17 protein-coding genes and 1 pseudogene are annotated in these 19449 nt (G+C 73.4%); 4 read left to right on the top strand and 14 right to left on the bottom strand.

All coding sequences use genetic code 11. The features are described 5' to 3' along the window. Positions 1-2: 2 nt before the first annotated feature. On the bottom strand, positions 3-2279 hold the full coding sequence (locus tag BKA00_RS39350; protein WP_230298601.1) for a MinD/ParA family ATP-binding protein: 2277 nt from the start codon (positions 2277-2279) through the stop codon (positions 3-5). A gap of 171 nt (positions 2280-2450) precedes the next feature. Here BKA00_RS39350 and BKA00_RS28495 point away from each other — a divergent pair, with 171 nt between their 5' ends. Further along, complete coding sequence (locus tag BKA00_RS28495) at positions 2451-3407, top strand: NAD(P)H-quinone oxidoreductase (RefSeq protein ID WP_185030053.1); 957 nt, start codon at positions 2451-2453, stop codon at positions 3405-3407. Between the two features lie 13 nt (positions 3408-3420). After that, entirely contained in the window at positions 3421-3960 is a 540-nt protein-coding gene (locus tag BKA00_RS28490) for a bacterial proteasome activator family protein (protein WP_185030051.1), read from the top strand. Between the two features lie 42 nt (positions 3961-4002). On the opposite strand, the gene BKA00_RS28485 is transcribed toward BKA00_RS28490, so the two are convergent. The 8 genes from BKA00_RS28485 to BKA00_RS28450 form a co-directional block, all read right to left on the bottom strand. After that, complete coding sequence (locus tag BKA00_RS28485) at positions 4003-4806, bottom strand: Cof-type HAD-IIB family hydrolase (RefSeq protein ID WP_185030049.1); 804 nt, start codon at positions 4804-4806, stop codon at positions 4003-4005. Between the two features lie 133 nt (positions 4807-4939). Continuing rightward, positions 4940-6199 carry a serine--tRNA ligase gene (gene serS, locus BKA00_RS28480; protein WP_185030047.1) on the bottom strand — a complete coding sequence of 420 codons (1260 nt, stop codon included), beginning with the start codon at positions 6197-6199 and terminating at the stop codon, positions 4940-4942. 100 nt (positions 6200-6299) lie between these two features. Further along, a complete protein-coding gene (locus tag BKA00_RS28475; RefSeq protein WP_185030045.1) occupies positions 6300-7106 on the bottom strand; it encodes a class I SAM-dependent methyltransferase in 807 nt (268 codons plus the stop codon). Between the two features lie 15 nt (positions 7107-7121). Continuing rightward, positions 7122-8189, bottom strand: coding sequence for a hypothetical protein (locus BKA00_RS28470; protein ID WP_185030043.1), 1068 nt, complete (start codon positions 8187-8189; stop codon positions 7122-7124). 111 nt (positions 8190-8300) lie between these two features. Then, positions 8301-8942, bottom strand: a complete 642-nt coding sequence (locus tag BKA00_RS28465) for a DsbA family oxidoreductase (RefSeq protein WP_185030041.1) — start codon at positions 8940-8942, stop codon at positions 8301-8303. 70 nt (positions 8943-9012) lie between these two features. After that, positions 9013-9951: a prephenate dehydratase gene (pheA, locus tag BKA00_RS28460; RefSeq protein WP_185030039.1), complete on the bottom strand. Its 939-nt coding sequence runs from the start codon at positions 9949-9951 to the stop codon at positions 9013-9015. 101 nt (positions 9952-10052) lie between these two features. After that, positions 10053-10511 carry a DUF4446 family protein gene (locus BKA00_RS28455; RefSeq protein WP_185034922.1) on the bottom strand — a complete coding sequence of 153 codons (459 nt, stop codon included), beginning with the start codon at positions 10509-10511 and terminating at the stop codon, positions 10053-10055. Further along, the gene (locus tag BKA00_RS28450; RefSeq protein ID WP_230298602.1) at positions 10511-11842 is read right to left on the bottom strand and encodes a glycosyltransferase 87 family protein; all 1332 of its coding nucleotides are present in this window, start codon (positions 11840-11842) and stop codon (positions 10511-10513) included. The genes BKA00_RS28455 and BKA00_RS28450 overlap by 1 nt, the downstream gene beginning before the upstream one ends. Positions 11843-11896: 54 nt before the next feature. Here BKA00_RS28450 and BKA00_RS39345 point away from each other — a divergent pair, with 54 nt between their 5' ends. Further along, entirely contained in the window at positions 11897-14137 is a 2241-nt protein-coding gene (locus BKA00_RS39345) for a hypothetical protein (RefSeq protein WP_230298603.1), read from the top strand. A 538-nt stretch (positions 14138-14675) separates the two neighbouring features. On the opposite strand, the pseudogene mptB reads toward BKA00_RS39345, so the two are convergent. The 3 genes and pseudogenes from mptB to BKA00_RS28435 all read right to left on the bottom strand — a co-directional run. Beyond that, a pseudogene (gene mptB / locus BKA00_RS41005) lies at positions 14676-15503 on the bottom strand (polyprenol phosphomannose-dependent alpha 1,6 mannosyltransferase MptB); the annotation flags it as partial. Further along, the gene (locus tag BKA00_RS28440) at positions 15500-16231 is read right to left on the bottom strand and encodes a glycosyltransferase family 2 protein (RefSeq protein ID WP_185030035.1); all 732 of its coding nucleotides are present in this window, start codon (positions 16229-16231) and stop codon (positions 15500-15502) included. The pseudogene mptB and the gene BKA00_RS28440, both read right to left, overlap by 4 nt. 138 nt (positions 16232-16369) lie before the next feature. After that, the gene (locus tag BKA00_RS28435; RefSeq protein ID WP_179831569.1) at positions 16370-16705 is read right to left on the bottom strand and encodes an STAS domain-containing protein; all 336 of its coding nucleotides are present in this window, start codon (positions 16703-16705) and stop codon (positions 16370-16372) included. A 220-nt stretch (positions 16706-16925) separates the two neighbouring features. Here BKA00_RS28435 and BKA00_RS28430 point away from each other — a divergent pair, with 220 nt between their 5' ends. After that, a complete protein-coding gene (locus BKA00_RS28430; RefSeq protein ID WP_185030033.1) occupies positions 16926-17279 on the top strand; it encodes a hypothetical protein in 354 nt (117 codons plus the stop codon). A 267-nt stretch (positions 17280-17546) separates the two neighbouring features. Here BKA00_RS28430 and BKA00_RS28425 read toward each other — a convergent pair whose 3' ends face one another. Together BKA00_RS28425 and BKA00_RS28420 are read right to left on the bottom strand one after the other, a co-directional pair. Continuing rightward, positions 17547-18656 carry a sensor histidine kinase gene (locus tag BKA00_RS28425; RefSeq protein ID WP_185030031.1) on the bottom strand — a complete coding sequence of 370 codons (1110 nt, stop codon included), beginning with the start codon at positions 18654-18656 and terminating at the stop codon, positions 17547-17549. Continuing rightward, a complete protein-coding gene (locus BKA00_RS28420; RefSeq protein WP_230298604.1) occupies positions 18653-19369 on the bottom strand; it encodes a response regulator transcription factor in 717 nt (238 codons plus the stop codon). The genes BKA00_RS28425 and BKA00_RS28420 overlap by 4 nt, the downstream gene beginning before the upstream one ends. Positions 19370-19449 lie beyond the last annotated feature (80 nt).

The raw sequence follows: 19449 nt of genomic DNA, 5'->3' as shown, positions 1-19449 counted from the left end.
GGTCAGGACTGCGGACGCTGGAAGGCGAAGCCGTCGCCCACCACGGCGGCGAGCGTCAGGTAGGCCTCACGGGTCGCGGGGGCGAGCTGCTCCAGCTCGACCTCGGCGCCCTCCTCCAGGTGGTCGTCATAGGGGATGCGGACGACGGCGCGGCAGCGGCTCTCGAAGTGCGCCTGGAGCTTGTCGAGGTCGACCTGGCTGCGGGTGCGGTTGCGGACCATCGACAGGACGACGACGCCGTTGCGGACCAGGTGGCCGTGGTCGTGCGCCTCCAGCCAGTCGAGGGTGGCGCTCGCGGACCGGGCACCGTCCACCGACGGGGAGCTGACCAGGACGAGCTGGTCGGCCAGGCTCAGCACGCCCGCCATCGCCGAGTGCAGGAGCCCGGTGCCGCAGTCGGTGATGCAGACCGAGTAGTACTGCTCCAGGACGACGGCGACGGCCGCGTAGTCCTCGGCGCTGAACGCCTCGCTGACCGCCGGGTCGCGGTCGGACGCGAGGATCTCCAGGCGGGCCTCGTTCTGCGAGGTGAACGCGCGGACGTCGGCGTACCGGTGGATCTGCTCGCGGTTGTTGAGCAGGTCGCGGACGGTCGCGGCGGTCTCCAGCCTGACCTTGTCCGACAGCGTCCCGCGGTCGGGGTTCGCGTCCACCGCGATGACGCGGTCGCCGCGCAGCGACCCCAGCATCGAGCCGAGGCCGGTGGTCGTGGTCGTCTTGCCGACGCCGCCCTTCAGCGACATGACGGCCACCCGGTGGTGGCCGCCCGCCACGGCGGTGCGCGCCCGGCCGATCAGGTCCTTGCGGCGCAGGTCGGTCTGCGACTCGCCCGGGTGGATGCTGCCCGCGGTGGCCTTGTAGACCGCGCGCCGCCAGCCGGACGAGGGCGCGATGCGGCGCTCGCCGAGCAGGTTCTCGGAGCTGAGGCTGTCGGCGCTCTGCGGCTGGTGGGGCTGGCCGGGGTGGCCGTGGTGGCCGTGGTGGCCGTGGTGGCCGTGGTGGCCGGGGTGGCCGGGGTGGCCGGGCGGCATCGGGCCGGGCGGCATCGGGCCGGGCGCGGGCGGGTACTGGCCCTCCACCTGCGGCGGGCCGGCCGGATATCCGTAGCCCTGCGGCTGGTACGGCTGCCCGGTGGCAGGGTCGACGGGAGGCGCGTAGGGCCGGCCGGTGTTCGGGTCGACCGGCGGGTACGGCTGGGCCGCGTTGGGGTCATGTGCGTAGGGCTGGCCCGTCGCGGGGTCGACCGGGGGGTACGGCTGGCCGGGCGCGGACGGGCCGGTCTGGAACGGCTGACCTGTGACCGGGTCGACCATCGGGAACTGCTGGCCGGCGGCATTCGGGTCGGGCGCGTACGGTTGCCCGGCGTTGGGGTCCATCGGGGGGAAGGGCTGGCCGGCGGCGTGGGGGTCGGGCGCGTACGGCTGCCCGGCGTTCGGGTCCATCGGGGGGAACTGCTGCCCCTCCGCATTGGGGCCGAACAGGATGGGCTCCTGCATGCTCGGGTCATGCGCGTAGGGCTGGCCCGTGGCGGGGTCGACCGGGGGGTACGGCTGGCCGGGCGCGGGCGGACCCGGCTGGAACGGCTGACCGGTGGCCGGGTCGACAGGCGGGAACTGCTGCCCCTCCCCACCCATGTCAGGCGCATAAGGCCGGCCCGCCGCATTGGGGTCGTAGGGCTGGCCGGTGGCCGGGTCCACCGGCGGGTAAGGCTGGGCGGGGGCGTTCGGGTCGGGGGCGAAGGGCTGGCCCGTGGCCGGGTCGAAGGGGACGTAGGGGCGGCCCGAGGCGTCGGTGTCCTGCGGGTAGGGCTGGCCCGTGGCGGGGTCGACGGGCTGGTAGGCCTGGCCGGGCGCGTCCTGGGGGCCGAACTGGTCGGCCGGGTAGGGCGGCAGCTGGTCGAGGGGCGGGGCCGCGTTGCCGCTGGCGTCGTACGGGGACGGCTGGGGCTGGTAGCCGCCCGTCGCGTACGGGGGCGGGAGCATCCCGCCGTCGAACGGATCCGGCATCGGGCCGCCCTCGTAGGGTGCCGGCTGCGGCGGGCCGAAGTTCTCCGGGGAGTCCTGGAAGGCGGGGGGGGCGGCGAGCCAGGGCTCGTCGTTCAGGTCGGCCGGCGCCGGGGCGGGGGCGGGGGGCGGGTTCTCCTGCTCACCGGGCTCTTCGGCCGGCGGCTGCGCGGCGCCTTCGGGGGCGGGGGACGGGCCCGCCGGGTCGCCGCTCATCGCGTCCAGGGAGGCCAGCCGCTCCTCCAGGGAGCGCCCGTCGTGCTCGTTCCTCGCCACCGTTTTCCCCCTCGGGCACGCCTCTGATGATCCACACGGTGCAGGCGGGCAAAAAGACCCCCACGCAGGATACCGGTGCGTCAATACCGGGCATCCCGCGCGTAGATCGGCCTTGCCGCCGCGGCGCCCGGGGGCGGGGACGCCTTGGAGGCGCCCGGTAGCGTGACCGGTATGCATGCGATCGTGATTCGCGAGCCGGGCGACGCCGACGTCCTCGAATGGAAGCCGGTGCCGGATCCGGAGCCGAGGCCGGGCGAGGTGCTGGTCGAGGTCGCGGCGAGCGCCGTCAACCGCGCCGACGTCATGCAGCGCAGGGGCTTCTACCCGCCGCCGGACGACGCTCCCCCGTACCCCGGGCTCGAGGTGTCCGGCCGGATCGCCGGGCTCGGCGAGGGCGTGCCCGGGCCGGCGGTCGGCGACGAGGTGTGCGCGCTGCTCAGCGGCGGAGGCTACGCCGAGCGGGTCGCCGTCCCCGCCTCGCAGGTGCTGCCCGTGCCGCGCGGCGTGGACGTCGTGGAGGCGGCGGGGCTCCCCGAGGTCGCCTGCACGGTGTGGTCGAACGTGTTCATGCTGGCCGGGCTGCGCGAGGGCGAGACGCTGCTCGTCCACGGCGGCGGCAGCGGCATTGGAACGTTCGCCATCCAGCTCGCCAAGGCGTGCGGGGCGCGCGTGGTGACGACCGTGGGCAGCCCGGAGAAGGCCGAGCGGTGCCGGGAACTGGGCGCGGACGTCACCGTGAACTACCGCGAGGACGACTTCGTCGAGAGCGGCCCCTACGACGTGGTCCTCGACCTCGTCGGCGCCAAGTACCTCCAGCGCAACGTGGAGGCCCTCGCCACCGGCGGACGGCTGATGGTGATCGGGCTCCAGGGCGGCGCGAAGGCGGAGCTGGACATCGGCATGCTGCTGCGCAAGCGGGCGCTGGTGCACGCCACGACTTTGCGGGCCCGTCCGTTGGAGGAGAAGGCGGAGATCGTGGCCGGCGTCCGGGAGCATGTGTGGCCGCTCCTGGAGTCGGGGCGGATCCGGACGGTCGTCGACCGGCGGATCCCCATGGCGGAGGCTTCGCGGGCGCACGAACTGATGGAAGAAAGCGGTCACGTCGGCAAGATCCTGCTGACCGTGTGAGGATGTGGAGTTTATGAGCGAGGCTTCGAAGAGGCAGTCGGAAGAGCCCCAGGTGCTCGTCCTGGGCCCGGGCGGCATCACCGTCGAGGGCGGCGGCGAAGGCGAGTCCGAGGGCAAGTCGGTGACCGAGATGGTCGAGCAGCCGGCGAAGGTCATGCGGATCGGCGGGATGATCCGGCAGCTGCTGGAGGAGGTCAAGGCCGCCCCGCTGGACGAGGCGAGCCGGGCCCGGCTGCGGGAGATCCACCAGTCGTCCATCAAGGAGCTGGAGGACGGTCTCGCACCCGAGCTGGTCGCGGAGCTGGAGCGGCTCTCGCTGCCGTTCGCCGAGGGCACGGTGCCGAGCGACGCGGAGCTGCGGATCGCGCAGGCGCAGCTCGTCGGCTGGCTGGAGGGCCTGTTCCACGGCATCCAGACGACCCTGTTCGCCCAGCAGATGGCGGCGCGGGCGCAGCTGGAGCAGATGCGGCGCGCCCTGCCCGCGGGAATGATGCCCCCCGGCGTCGAGGAGGACCCGAAGCCCGGGCCGCGCTCGTCCGGCCCCTACCTGTAGGACGCGCGACTCCGGCCGCACCCCGCAGCGGGTGCGGCCGCGCTATGGGAAGAGGCGTTCCAGGACCTCGGCGACGCCGTCGTCGTCGTTGCGGGACGTCTTGTGCGACACGGCGGCCAGCACGAGCGGGTGCGCGTTCGCGACCCCGTAGGACGTGCCCGCCCAGGCCAGCATCGGCAGGTCGTTGGGCATGTCGCCGAACGCGGTGACGTCCCCCGCCGTGATGCCGTGCTCGGTGCACAGGGCCGCCAGGGCGCTGGCCTTGGTGACGCCGAGCGCGCTCATCTCCAGCAGCCCCCGCCCGGAGGAGTGCGTCACGGTCACGAGGTCGCCGACGGCCTGGACCGCCTTCGCCGACAGCACGTCGGGATCGGCGGCCGGGTGGAAGGCGAGCAGCTTGGTGCCGCCGCGGCTGACCAGCTCGGCGTCGTCGACGGGACGGCCGCCGAGCGCCGCCGCGTCCCACCGGCCGAGGTCGTAGCTGGCCTCGAACACGAACCCGGTCGGGTACTCCACCGCGAAGCGCAGCTCGGGCACGACGCCGCGCAGCCGCCCGATCACCTCGGCGAGCACGTCCGGCGCGATCTCGTTGGCCTGCAGGACGGTCTCGGTGTGCAGGTCGTAGAGGACGGCGCCGTTGGCGCAGATCGCGACGCCGCGGTGCTCGACGGCCGCGGCGATCTCCGTCATCCAGCGCGGCGGCCGCCCGGTGACCATGACGAGCATCGCCCCGGCCCGCTCGACCCGGGCGAGGGCGGCGACGGTCCGGGCGGAGATCGTGCCGTCGGAGCGCACGATCGTGCCGTCGAGGTCGGTGGCGATCACGCGCGGCGAGGACTCAGTCATGTCACCTTCCTGGGCAGATGGGACACACCCTAGGCCAGGGCCATGACACCCCCGGCTCCCGGCATCGGTCCAAGCCCCCGGGACACGCGAGCGGGGCCCGTCCAAGCCAGGACGGGCCCCGCTCCACGCGCGTTCAGCGCTTGACCGGCTCCAGGACCTCCAGGCCCAGGAACTTCTGCAGCGCCTTCGGGACGCGCACCGAACCGTCGGCCTGCTGGTGGTTCTCCAGGATCGCGACCATCCAGCGGGTCGTCGCCAGCGTCCCGTTCAGGGTCGCCACCGGCTGGTTCTTGCCGTCGGCGTCGCGGTGCCGCACCGCCAGGCGCCGCGCCTGGAACTCGGTGCAGTTCGACGTCGAGGTGACCTCGCGGTAGGTGTTCTGCGTCGGCACCCAGGCCTCGCAGTCGTACTTGCGGGCCGCGCTGGCGCCGAGGTCGCCCGCCGCCACGTCGATCACCCGGTACGGGATCTCGACCTTGGCGAGCATCTCCTTCTCCCACTCCAGCAGCCGCAGGTGCTCGGCGTGGGAGTCGGCCGGGTCGCAGTAGGAGAACATCTCCACCTTGTCGAACTGGTGGACGCGGATGATGCCGCGCGTGTCCCTGCCGTAGGAGCCGGCCTCGCGGCGGAAGCAGGACGACCAGGCCACGTAGCGCCGCGGCAGCTCGTCGACGATCTCGTTCATGTGGAACGCGGCGAGCGGCACCTCCGACGTCCCGACGAGGTACAGCTCCTCCTGCGGGAGCTGGTAGACCTCGGCGGCGTGGGCGCCGAGGAACCCGGTGCCCTCCATCGCCTCCGGCTTCACCAGGACCGGCGGGTACATCGGCACGAACCCGCTCGCGACGGCCTGCTCCATGGCGAGGTTCAGCAGCGCGTACTGGAGCCGCGCGCCCACGCCCGTCAGGTAGTAGAACCGCGCGCCCGAGACCTTCGCGCCGCGCTCCATGTCGATGGCGCCGAGGCTCTCGCCGAGCTCCAGGTGGTCCTTCGGCTCGAAGTCGAACGCGGTCGGCTCGCCGACGTGCTCCAGGACGACGTAGTCCTGCTCGCCGCCGGGCGGGGCGCCCTCCTCGATGAGGTTCGGGACGCTCTTGAGCAGCGCGTCGAGCTCCTCACCGAGGCGGTCGGCCTCCGCCTCGCGCTCCTTCACCTGCTGCGCCAGCTCCTTGGCGCGGGCCAGCAGCGCCTGCCGCTCGTCGCCCTGCGCCTTGGACACCGACTTGCCGAAACTCTTCTGCTCCGCCCTGAGCTGCTCGAACGAGGTCAGCGCGGAGCGGCGCCTCCCGTCCAGGTCGAGCAGCCGGTCGACGACGCCGTCATCCTCACCGCGGGCGCGCTGCGAGGCGCGCAGCCGCTCGGGATCCTCTCGAAGAGCTCGCAGGTCAATCACAGACCCGAGGCTACCGGCCCGGCGCCCCCGTCCGCGCGCGAGTATCGGCGGTTCGCGTCCGCTGTCGGCCGCCGCTGCGGCCCGACGCTGCGGCCCGCCGCTAGTGGACGCCGCTCGCCAGCAGCGCGTGCGCGGGGAGCGCCACCTTCCCGTCGCCGGACGCGTAGTCCGCGACGATCTCGTCGTAGGCGGCCTTGACGCGGGCGACGGTCGGCGCGTCCAGGCGTCCGACGACCAGGCCGTTCGTGCCGACCCGGGCCAGCGCGCCCGTCTCCCACCACTCCTCGGGGTCGACGACGTGCTCCCAGGTCACCTCCTCGACCGCGACATCGGCGAACCCGGCCCCGGCGACCAGCCGCCCGAACGCGGCCGGCTCGCCGTACTCCAGGAACGGCGGCTCGGGGATGTCGTCCGGCCACGGCACGCCCGCCGCCTCGATCGCCTGCCGGACGACCGCGAGGGCCCCGGTGCCCGGCATCACCCAGCAGGTCATCGCCAGCCGCCCGCCCTCGCGCAGCGCACGCCGCAGCCGGGCCAGCGCCGCGTCGGGGGCGCCCACGTGGTTGATGACGAAGTTGCCGGCGACGGCGTCGAACGCCGCGTCCTCGAACGGGACCTCGGGCAGGACGGCGACCCGCACGTCCAGCCCGGGGACGTTGCGGCGCGCCGCCTCCGCCATGCCCGGCTCGGCGTCCATGGCCGACACCAGCGCCCCGCGCCGCGCCGCCTCCCGCGAGACGAACCCGGGCCCGGTGCCGACGTCGAGCAGCCGTGTCCCGTCCGCCACCCCGGCCGCGTCCAGCAGCGGATCGATCATGTACCGCGTGACGTGGGCGAACCCCCGCTCGTACGCGGGGGCCCGCCCGGCCCACAGCTCCCGCTCGTAAAGATCGAAGTCCTTCGCCACGCCCCGCAGCCTACGTCAGCGGACGTCCACGGCGTCGCCGTCCGAGGTCGAGCCCAGGTAGCCGGAGGTCTCCTTGTAGACCGCCTTCCAGGTGCCGTCCACGGACGCCTTGAAGGTCTTGGCGAACCAGCCGTTGGCATCGGTCTTGGTGGCCGCCACCTGCTTGTACGTCGTCGTCCCGGCGGCCTTGAAGTAGACGTACACGGGTGCGTTCGGGCCCGGACCCGCCTTGTCCCGGAACCGGTAGAGCTGCCCCTTGACCGTGATGGTCCCGCCCTTCTTCACCGGCTCGGGCGAGGCGTTGAAGTTGTACCACTGCGTCCGGTACTTAACGTCGACGAAGTCGGTTTTGCTGACGACCGGCATGGTCAGATCGCTGCCCGGGTAGCGGACGCGCCAGTACGCGTCCTTCGTCACGGCCTTCTCGCTGTTGAAGTAGAGGCTCCCCGGCCGTGCCAGGGTCTGGCTGGCCCAGACCTTCCAGGTCGTACCGTCCAGGGAATACTCCAGGTACACAGGCAGGCTCGTGACGTTGGTGTAGTCGGGCCGGACGTCCAGACGGCCGTGCGCGACGATCGTGTCGCGGTAGGCGAGCGGTTCGGGGAAGGCGTTGAAGTCGGTGATCTCGGAGTAGTTCCGGACGTTCACCGTCCCCAGGCCGACCTGGCTGCCGGTGAGGGACTCGTTCCCCTCGAAGCGCGCCGTCACGGCGCCCGACTTCCCGAGCTGCCGTCCGACGGTGAAGGCCGCGCGGAAGCTTCCGTCCGCGAAGGTCCGGGTCGTCTTGATGCTTCCGGCCTCAAGGAGGTCGGGCGGCACATCGAGCTGGATCTCCAGCCCCTCCACGGGCTCGGGACCGGTGGAGCCCTGTCGGAGAACTCTGCCGTTCACGGTCATCACCGTGCCCGGAGACACGGTCAGCTTCGGCCACAGCCGGCCGGTGATGACCGTGGTCTCCTTCTCGACGGTGACGGAAGCGGCCCGGGTCGTGACATCGGTCGCGTCGGCGTGGGCGGCGCCGGGCGCGAGGAAGAGGGGTGAGGTGAGGGCGGCGGTGGCGAGCAGTGCGGATGAGCGGCGCAAGGCAAGAAACCTCTCCACTGATTACTGATATGGAGTTGACGCCCGGGACTGACCGCCGGTTGACCGCTGATGATCACACTTGGATCACGGCGACAGGGGAGGCGGTGCCCGCTAGCTGTTCGCGTCCGCCCAGGCCTGGTCGAGGACCTGCGCGAACGTCTCGGTGGGCTGGGCGCCCGAGACGCCGTAGCGGCGGTCGATGACGAAGAAGGGCACGCCGGTCGCGCCGATGTCCCGCGCCGCGCTCTGCTCGGTCTCCACCTCGGAGGCGTACTCGCCGGACGCGAGCACGTCGCGCGCCTCGGCGGCGTCCAGGCCCGCCTCCGCCACGACGTCCACGAGCGTGTCCCGGTCGAAGACGGGGCGCTCGTCGGTGAAGTAGGCCTTGAACAGGGCCTCGACGACCGCGCCCTGCACCCCGCGCTGCCCCGCGAGGTAGACGAGGCGGTGCGCGTCGGCGGTGTTGCCCGCCTGGCGGCCTTCGAGGTGGTAGTCCAGGCCGGCCGCGGCGGCCCGCTCCTCCATCTCCCGGTTCTTCGCGACGGCCTCGTCGCGCGTCATGCCGTACTTCTCGGCCAGCATGTCGGCCACGTCGACCGTCTCGCCCGGCGGGAAGGAGGGGTCGAGCTGGAACGCGCGGTAGACCACCTCGACCTCGTCCCGGTGCTCGAAACCCTCCAGGGCACGCTCGAAGTGGCGCTTACCGAGATAGCACCAGGGGCACACGACGTCGGCCCAGATCTCAACACGCACAGGAAAACCTCTCTCAGGACGGTCTACCGTGCCAACACGTCCGCGGCGCCTTTGATTTCCGGGCGGGGGCTCAGGCGTGGCCGGTGCGGATGCCGGTGATCCAGGCGGCGGCCTCGGTGAAGTCGGCGTCGTGGGTGCCGCGGCGGATCTCGGGGCGGACCTGGTCGGCGCGGGTGTAGGAGCCGACGAAGCGGACGTCGGCGCAGACGCGGCGCAGCCCCATCATGGCCTCGCCGACGCGGGCGTCGGCGACATGGCCCTCGAAGTCCATCCAGAACAGGTAGGAGCCGAGGCCCGCGCCGGTCGGACGGGACTGGATCAGCGTGAGGTTGATGCCGCGGACCGAGAACTCGGTGAGGATCTCCAGCAGGGCGCCCGGGTGGTCCTCGCCGATGAACGCGACGACGGTCGTCTTGTCCATGCCGGTGGGCGGCGGCGGGGTGCTCGGGCGGCTCAGGACGACGAAGCGGGTGACGGCGTCGGCGACGTCGTGGATGTCCTCGGCGAGGACCGAAAGGCCGTAGCGCGCGGCCGCGAACGAGCCGGCGAGCGCGGCGTCGTAGTGGCCGTCGGCGACGTGCTGGGCCGCCTCGGCGTTGGAGGTGGCGGCGCGCCACTCGGCGTCCGGGACGTTCTCCATGAGCCAGCGGCGGCACTGCGGCTGCGCGATCGGGTGGGACGCGACGGTCTTGATGTCGTCCAGCGCCGTGCCGGGACGGACGAGGAGGGCGAACGAGACCGGCAGGTGGATCTCCCCGACGATCTGGAGCGGTTCGCCGGTCGCCAGCTCGTCCAGCGTGGTGGGGACCGAGCCCTCGACGGAGTTCTCCAGCGCGACGACGGCGGTGTCGGCCTCGCCGCGGCGCAGGGCTTCGAGGACGGCCGGGACGGTCGCGTAAGGGATGTGTTCGGCCTCGGCGGCGCCGGGGAGGGTGAGCAGCGCGGCCTCGGTGAAAGTGCCCCGCGGACCCAGGTAGGCGTAGCGCGCTGGCCTGTCGTCTGCGGTCACGAGGGTCCCCCGGTGCGTGTTTCGGCTGTGCGGAAGCCGTCTAGAGGCATGGCGAGAAAGACGAGTCTACCGTCCGGCGTCCAAGCCCCTCGGGCGCCGCCTCAGGCGCGGGCGGTGGGGGTGTGGGCGCCGTTGCCGAAGTCGGGCAGCGGGTCGTCCATCGAGATGACGGGGCCCTTGCCGAGCCGGGCGGCCCGCAGGACCTGGTTCTCCTCCGGGGAGAGCGTCTCGACGGCGTGCCCGCCCTGGACGGCCTTGGCGTACGTCCGCGTCTCGGTCCGCCCGTTGATCGAGCTCACCACCACGCCGTCGCCGACCGCGTTGATCAGCGCGAGGGAGAAGGACCGGTGCCCGGACATCTCCTTGAGCGCGTCGTAGTGCACGATCGCGAGATCGCGCAGGGCGCGCTCGTCCACCTCGCCGCTCGCGACCTGGAGCTGGCGCCTCAGCATTTCCCCGCACTCGTCGACGACCTGGTTGACCCGGTTGTGCGCGACCACCGCGATGGAGAGCCCCGCAACCCCGGCGACCAGGCCTGCGACGGCCACTGCGACGAGCATCACGCGCCGAGCGTACCCATGCCGACCTGCCGTTGCGAAGGATCTCGGGGGTGGTTGTCCGGATCGAGCCGTTTCACCAGCCATGTTCCGAGGACCAAGATCGAGGCCAGCGCGGCGAGACCGAACGAGTCGCGCAGCACCTGGCCCGCGAAAACCGTTACGGGGGAATGATCCGGGCCGATCAGACCGCGCGCCCACCACGGGACGGGGAACAGGAACAGCAGCCACAGGCCGAGCGCGACCAGACATCTTCGCGTGTCACGCCCATCACCCACCAAAGCCCCCAGTACCGCGATCATCCACACAAGGTGATGGATCCAGCCCACAGGGGACAGGACGACGGACAGCAGCCCGACGATCGCGACCCCGGCGAGCAGGAGGCTGGAGGCGTCGGCGCCGGTGGCGGCGTCGGCGGCGAGCGTCGCCCGGCGCGCCCACCCGAAGCCGAACCAGGCGACGACCAGGGCCAGGGCCAGCCACACCAGCGTCCGGGCCGGCCCCTCGTCCAGGATGCGGGCCACGATCCCGTTGATCGCCTGGTTCGTGGTGCCGTCGACCGCGCCCGTCCGGTCGCCGCCCTCCAGCAGCGCACCGAACCAGTAGGCGGACGAGTCGGACGGCAGCAGCGCGAACCCGCCCAGCGTGGCGACGACGGCGGTCAGCACGGCGTTGGCCAGCGCGTCCCGCCGCCCGGTGACCAGGAAGTAGATCAGAAAGACGCCCGGCACCAGTTTGATCGCCAGGGCGAGGCCGACGAGCATGCCGCGCGGCCAGCGGGCGGTGCGGGCGCAGCAGTCGGCCAGGCACATGGCCAGCAGGAACAGCCCGACCTGCCCGAACCTGACCTGGTCGCGGACGGGGTCGAGCCACGCCGTCGCCGCGACCAGGACGCCCGCGGTGAGCGGCGCCCAGCGTCCCGTCCGGCGGATGAGGTCGCGGAAGGCGTAGCAGACGACGACCACGAGCGACAGGTAGATCAGCACCGTCCATGCCCACTGCGCCGCACGCCACGGCAGGAGCGTGAACGGGACGGCCAGGGCGGCGGCGATCGGCGGATAGGTGAAGGGGAGCAGTTGCGGCGGCTGCGTGAGGAAGTCGTACAGGGGCGCGCCGCGCAGGACGGCCAGCCCGCCCTCCCGGTAGACCTCCAGGTCGACGAGCCGCTGGTCGGGCTGGTTGCCGAGCCACCGATGGACGACCGGCGCGGCGGCGGCCACGGCGACGGCGATCCCGGCGAGCAGGACCAGCAGGTCGCGGGCGCCTCGCCTGGCGGGGGCGCCGGCCGCCTCACCGGGGGAGTCGCGGGCATCCCGCGCCATCAGACCGTCCACAGCCCGCAGGATATGGCCCCTGCCCGGTGGTAGGGCTCTTGTAACCTGAACGCCATGACGTCCCGGGGAACGAAGATCGCTGTGTTCCTCGCGACCCTCGCGGCGGCGCTCGCGGCCGTCCTCGGGCCCGCGGCGGCGCACGCCTCCCCCGCGGCCCCCGCCGAGCGGGCCGCCACCGGCCGCGTGGTGGTCATCGGGGTGCCGGCCCTGATGTGGAGCGACATCACCCGCGAGAACACCCCCGCGTTGTGGGGGCTGACCTCGCAGGGCTCCGCGGCGGGCCTCAGCGTCCGCACCACCCGCGTCATCACCTGCCCGACCGACGGCTGGCTGACGCTGTCGGCGGGGCAGCGGTCGCGGCTGGCGCACGGCGACTGCGCGCTGCCGTCCACGCCGGTCCTGCCCGGCCAGAGCTCCCCCACCGGGCCGCCGCCCGCCGGCGGGGCCGTCGCCGCGGGCTGGCCCGCGATCAAGAGCGACAACGCGGGCACCAACTACCACGCGCGGCTCGGGCTGCTCGGCGACGAGGTCCACCGGGCGGGCGGCTGCACGACGGCGGTCGGGCCCGGCGCGGTGTTCGGCGCCGCCGACGGCGCCGGCCGGGTCGACCGGTACGTCGAGTCGCCCGACAGGGCCACCGCGGCCGACTGGGCGCGCTGCCCGCTCACCGCGGTCGACGTCGACGACCTCTTCCGCGCCTACATCAACGCGGGCGTCGACCCGCACGGCGACCAGGTCCCGCTGTCGGACGAGGTCCGCGCCGCCGCCACGAAGGCCGCCGACCGCCGGGTCGCGCAGGTCGTCGCCGGGCTCCCCCAGGGGACGACCGTGCTGGTCGCGGGCCTGTCCGACACCGGCGTCAACCCGCACCTGCGCGTGGCCGTCGCCAAGGGCGCCGCCTACGGGCCCGGCTACATGACCTCCAGCGCCACCCGCCAGGACGGGCTGGTCACGCTGACCGACCTCACCGCGACGACGCTGAAGCTGCTCGGGGTGAAGCAGCCCAAGCAGGCCGTCGGGTCCGCGTGGCGGTCGCAGCCGTCCACGTCGTCCGCGCACGACCGGGTCGACGCGCTCATGGACGAGGACGTCGCGGCGCAGGCGATCCGGGCCGTCCAGACGTCCTTCTACTGGGTGCTGTTCGCGGTGCAGCTCGTCCTGTACGGGATCGCGGTGGTCGCGCTGCGGCGCCTCGGCGGCGACCGCCGCTCGCGGGCGCGGATCCTCGGCGGCACCCGGGTGATCGCGCTGCTCGGCGGCGCGGCGCCCGGCGCGTCCTTCCTCGCCGGACTGCTGCCGTGGTGGCGGGCCGAGCACCCGACGCCCGTCCTGATCTGCACCGTGCTGGGCTTCGCCGGGCTGCTGACGGGCGTGGCGCTCGCCGGGCCGTGGCGCCGCTCCCCCGTCGTCCCCGGCCTGGTGATCACCGGGGTGACGGCGCTCGTCCTCGCGGTGGACGTGATGACGGGCTCCTCCCTCCAGCTCAACACGCTGATGGGCTACACCGCCCTCGTCGCCGGGCGGTTCTACGGCTTCGGCAACCAGGCGTTCTCGCTGTTCGCCGTCGCCGCGATCCTGACGGCGGCGTGGCTGACGGAGTACCCGCTGCGCAGGGGCAACAAGGCCCTCGCCGTCGCGATCGTGGCGGTGATCGGCGCGTTCACGGTCGCGGTCGACGGCCTGCCCGCGTTCGGCAGCGACTTCGGCGGCGTGCTGGCGATCGTCCCGGCGTTCGCGATGCTCGGCCTGATGGTCGCGGGCAAGCGCATGTCGCCGCTCAAGCTCGGCCTGTTCTTCGGCGCCGGGCTGGTCCTCGTGCTGCTCATCTCCTACGTGAACGCCCAGTCGGCCAACCCGACGCATCTCGGACGGTTCTGGCAGGACCTCGTCGCCGGGGACGCGTGGGACGTCGTCACCCGCAAGTTCGACGCGATGCTGAACAGCCTCGGGTACTGGCCCTACACGCTCGCGCTCGCCGCCGCCGTCGTGTTCCTCTTCTTCGTCCTGGCGCGGCCCACGCGGTGGCGGGTGTCGCTGCTGCAGGGCGCCTACGAGAAGAGCCTGACGATGCGCCCGGCGGTGATCTGCGCGCTCGCGGTCGGCGTCATCGGCACGCTGGTGAACGACTCGGGCGTGGTGATCCTGTCGGTGGCGTTCAGCCTGGCGACCCCGCTGATGCTCGCCGCGGGGCTCCGGTCGCTGGAGATCGACCTGAGGAACGCAGACACGCCGCCACCAGAGCGGTCAGGATCGCCAGAAGCGTCCACGGGACCACGGTCGGCCGAACGACGGTGAACAGCCACTCCAGGTCGTCCGGCAGGCGGATGCGGGCGGGCGCGCGGGCCGGCAGGTAGGCGAGGCTGAGCGCGGTGGTGTGGGCGAGCAGGATCCAGTCGATCCGCGTCCAGGGCAGCAGCGCCAGCAGCGCCCACCCGAAACCGTCGTACCAGGGCAGCGCGTAGGGCGCGGCGAGGAGCCACGCGAGGGCGATCGCCGCGGCGACGCGGCGCTCCTCCGCGCCGGGCACGAGGGCGTCCTCCCTGGGCAGGGCCCGGACGAGCAGCAACAGCAGCACGAGGCCGAGCAGCATCGCGCCCAGCTTGATCACGTCGCGCTGCGAGCCGCGGCCGAGCGACTCGTCCAGCAGGTGCCACGGGGTCGCGAACGAGACCATGTTGCTGGCCTCGCGGACCTGGTCGAGCGCGTGCGGCCCGGCGAGGGCGTAGGACAGCGCCGTGACGGCCGCGCCCCCGGCGACCAGCGCGGCCAGGTGGCCGACCGGCCACTTCCGGCGCTCCGTCCGGGCCCGGCGCAGCAGGCCCCAGGCCGGGCCCCCGGCGACCAGCGCGGCCGGCAGCTTGATCGCCGTCCCGAGCCCGGCGAGCGCCCCGGCCGCCAGGGAGCGCGCCAAGCCCGCCCGGCCCGCGGCGGCGCCGCCGAAGACGGCGAGCGCGGCCACCATCGGCGCGATCGCGAGGACGTCGTTGTGCGCCCCCGCCACCAGGTGGAACAGGACGAGCGGGTTGCACGTCCACAGCAGCGCCGTGCGGAGCCGCCGCTCCTCCGTCGTGGACATCCGGTAGAGGATCAGGGCCGTCGCCGCGAACGCGAGCACGTTCAGCACCGACAGGACGAAGACGGTCAGCCGCACCGAGCCGCTGCCGATCCACGCGGCGAACGCCTGCCCGCCCGTGGCGACCGGCCCGTACACCGACGGCGTCGTCCGCCACTCCTCGGGCGCCCCGGCGACCGGGTCCTTCGGCAGGTCGACGGCGCGCGTCCGGTACGGGTCGTGCCCCGTCGCGGCCATCCGCCCGTAGGAGGCGTAGTTCAGGTGGTCGGTGGACCCGACCGGCGGCATGAACATGAACGCGGCCGCCGCCAGCAGGCCCGCGGCCACCAGCGGCAGCGCCCGCACGCGCCAGCCCCTGCGGACGGCGGCGAAGCACAGGCCGAGCCCCAGCGCGCTCGCGGCGATCCCCGCGACGACGAGGCCGATCACCAGGTACGGCGACGGGTGGACGTCCAGCGCGTACGGCGGCTCGGCGCGCGGGCCCTCCAGCTCCGGCTCGAACACCGACGGCCCGAGGAGCGCGGTGGCGGCGAAGCAGGCGACGCCGGCCCCGATCCCCCACAGCCCGCCCGTGCCGAGACGGGTCATGGGCGGCTGCCGCGCAGGCGCTCGAGCCCCCCGGCCACCGCCGGTTCGCGCACGGCGAGCGCTCTCGCCACGTCCCGGAACTGCCGGGCGCGGTGCAGCTGGGAGCGCCAGTCGGTGCCGGTGGCGCGGTGCGCGAGCGGCACCTCGACCTCCGTCACCCGGAACCCGGCGCGCAGCAGGTCGATGGTGAGCGCGGTCTCCACCCCGAACCCGGCGGCGAGCGGCAGCGCGGCGTCGAACGCGGCCCGGGTCAGGCAGCGCTGCCCGTTCAGCGGCGCGGTGGCCTCCCAGCCGGTGGCGCGGCGGATCCCGTCGCGCGACAGCCGGACGACGAACCCGTGCCCGCCGAGCTTCACGGTCGTGCTGAACACGGCGATCGTCATGTCGGCCTCACCGGACCTGACCGGCTCGACCAGCGGCGCGGCATCGCGCGCGGTCTCGGCGAGGTCGGCGTCGAGGAACAGCAGGTGGCGGGGCTGTTCGCGGCCCTCGTCGAGCAGCCGGACGGCCTCGGCCCCGCTCTCCATCGCGGCGCCCTTGCCCCGGTTGCGGCTGTGCCGCACGACCCGCGCCCCGGCCTCGCGGGCCACCCGCCCGGTGCCGTCGGAGGAGCCGTCGTCGATCACCACGACGAGGTCGGCGCCGGGAAGCTCCTGGGCGGCCTTGACCGTGGCCGCGATGCGGTCGGCTTCGTCCTTGGCCGGGATGCATACCGCTACGTCCTGCATAACCGCGATCGTAGTCGGGGGCGAGCGCGCGATGCCGCAGGGCACGGGGGAACGGACCAAGCCGTTACCCACGCGACAGGGCGGCGACCCGCGGGATTCACCCGCGGCGCCGGCGGTCGGTGTGAGTTGTTGGAAAGGTCAGCCGGCGTCCAGGACCGGCGCCGCCTCCGTCACGGTGAAGACGGTGTCGAGCCCGGTGACCTGCAGGATCCGCTTCACGGCGGGGCGCGGCGCGGCCAGTTCCAGCGCGCCGCCCTGCTCCTTCAGCCGCTTCATGGCCGAGAGCAGCACGTTCATGCCCGTCGAGTCGCAGAACTCCACGCCGCTCATGTCGACCACGATGTGGTCGGCCTGGTCGCGCAGCAGGCCCGCGAGGGCCGCCTGCAACCGTGGCGCGGTGTACAGGTCGAGCTCACCGGTCGCCGTGACAACGGCGTGACCCCCCTGAGACGCGGTCGAGACATTTAGCTCCACGTCCGGCACACTATCTCGCGAACGGCCCGGGAGCCAGGCGGTTCGCCAAGTCCCCTGCGCCGTGGGCGTTTCCGGGGCGTGTCGCCGCCTTGCCAGTCCCGCACGCTTTGGGTACTACGCACCGTAATGCAAAGATTCCAGCACTCCGAGGCGCCGATCCGGTCGGCCGATATCGCGGGTTCTTCCCGCACGACCGCCCGGAGTAGGGGAACCTGAACGGGTGCAACAGCGGCAAGGTCGACTGCGCGAGCGCCTGGAGACGATCCGGGGGCGGGCGGCGAAGTCCAGCACGTGGCGAACGTCCACCCAGGTCCTGTTCCGCCTGGTGAACAAGGACGGCTTCGTCCCGGTCCGGACGCGTCTGTCCCGCGAGGACCTCGCCTTCCTCGCCGGCGCCCGCGAGGAGGTCATCGCCTTCGCCGACCTCACCCTGCGCCTCGTCGACCTGCACCGCCCGCAGGAGGCCGGCGGCATCACCAGCGACCCCGACCGCCCCATCCGCCGCTGCCGGGCCTGCATGTCCCGCTGGCCCTGCCCCACCTACCGCACCATCACCGAAGCCCTGGACCCCTGACGTCGAGCCGATGGTGACGCAGCTGGAGAGGCCCGACACGCGGGCCCGGCCCCCGGACCGCCACCACCCGGACGCGCCAGACCCCAGCCACCACAGCAACCACGCAACAACCTCAATGGATGCGATCGCGTCCAAAGGCAGATTCGAGCGAAGCAAGAATCTGATCGCGCAGCGAGCCGCCAAGGCGAGACGGAGCGATGCCAGCGATCGCCCGCTTTTATCGACGATGGAGGGCCGCCAGGCCCGAAGGAGGAGATAAAAGCAAAGCTAACAAGGAAGCCGGACCTCGAAGCGGCAGCCGGGGCCGGTGTTGGCGACGCCGATCTCGCCCGCGTGGGCTTCGACGATGCCGCGGGCGATGGCGAGGCCGAGGCCGGCGCCGCCGCCCGGGGTCCGGGCCGCCTCACCGCGGAACGCGACGTCGAACACGCGCGGCAGGTCGCCTTCCGGGATGCCGCCGCACGCGTCGGCCACCGTCACCCGGGCCTCGCCGCCGCGGACCTCACCGGTGATCTCGACCGCGCCGTCGCCGGGCGTGTGCCGGATCGCGTTCACGACGAGGTTGCGCAGCGCGCGGCCCAGCTCCCCCGCGTCCACCTGGACGGGCAGCCCCTCACGGACGTCTCCGCGCAGCCGGACGCCCTTGGCGCGGGCCAGCGCCTCGGCGCCGGCGACCGCCTCGGCGACCAGGTCCGCGAGGCCGACGCGCTCGCGGGTCAGGCGCAGGGCGCCCGCGTGGATGCGGGACAGCTCGAACAGGTCGTCCACCATCTCGGTCAGCCGCTCCACCTCCACGCGGATGCGGCCGTGGTAGCGGCGGGTCGTCTCCTCGTCGGCGACGACCTCGTCCTCCAGGGCCTCGGCCATCGCGCGGAGCCCCGCCAGGGGGGTGCGCAGGTCGTGGCTCACCCAGGCGACCAGCTCGCGGCGGCTCGCCTCCAGGGCCTGCTCGCGCTCGTGCGCGGCGGCCAGCCGGTCGTAGGCGGCCTCCAGCTCCCGGGACAGCTCCGCCAGCTCGGCCGGAAGGCGTGCCGGGGGAGGACGGAACCGGTCCGCGCGGACGGCCTCGACCAGGGTCCGGTTCGCGGCCACCAGGCGGCGGCCGAGCAGGACCGACACCGCCATCGCGACCAGCCCGGCGGAGGTCACGACGGCGAGCACCACCGAGCGGTCGTGGTCGTTCAGCAGCATCATGAACGAGATCACGAGGATGCCGGAGATGGTCGCCAGCACCGTGGCGGCGCCGACGACGACCAGCTGCGTGGCGACCGAGCGGCCGCGCAGCGCGTGCAGGACGGCGAGCGCGACGGCCGCGACGGCGAACGCGGCCAGCGCCGCGTAGAAGACCACCCAGAGCAGGTCCTCGAAGGGGATCATCGGGCGGTCTCCGCGGGCTCGTAGCGGTAGCCGACGCCCCACACGGTGACGATGCGGCGCGGCGTGGTCGGGTCGTCCTCGATCTTCTCGCGCAGCCGCCGGACGTGGACGGTCACCGTGGAGGAGTCGCCGAACGTCCAGTCCCAGACGCGTTCGAGCAGCTCGTCGCGGGTGAAGGCCTGCCGCGGATGGCGCAGCAGGAACGCCAGCAGGTCGAACTCGCGGGAGGTGAGCGCGAGCCGCTCGCCGCGCAGCTCCGCCTCGTGCGCGCCGACGTCCACGACGAGGCCGCCGTCGCGCAGCGGGCCGGACGGGCCGGTCGGGACGAGCGCGCCCCGCGCCCGCCGCAGCACCGAGCGGACGCGCAGTGCCAGCTCGCGCGGGCTGAACGGCTTCGTCACGTAGTCGTCGGCGCCGGTCTCCAGCCCGACGAGCCGGTCGGTCTCCGCGCCGAGCGCCGTCAGCATCACGATCGGGACGGTCGAGGTCTCGCGGAGCCGCCGGCACACCTCCAGGCCGTCCATGCCGGGCAGCATGAGGTCGAGGACGACGAGGTCGGGCGGGTCGTCCAGCGCCCTGCGCAGGGCGGTCCGGCCGTCGGCGACGCACACGACCTCGTGCCCGTCGCGGGTCAGGTAGCGGGCGACGACCTCGGCGACCGTCGGGTCGTCGTCGACGACCAGGACGCGCCCGGGAGGGGAGACGCTGTTCACCTCCCCAAAGCTAGGGCCCCGGTCGCGTGGCCCGCCCGGCACGTCACCACCCCGTAAGGAGTCGATCATGCTTCCACCCG

The sequence above is a fragment of the Actinomadura coerulea genome, from assembly GCF_014208105.1.
Lineage (GTDB): Bacteria > Actinomycetota > Actinomycetes > Streptosporangiales > Streptosporangiaceae > Spirillospora > Spirillospora coerulea.
Note: the sequence above shows the minus strand (reverse complement) of the source record. Positions and strands in the feature narration are given on the sequence as shown.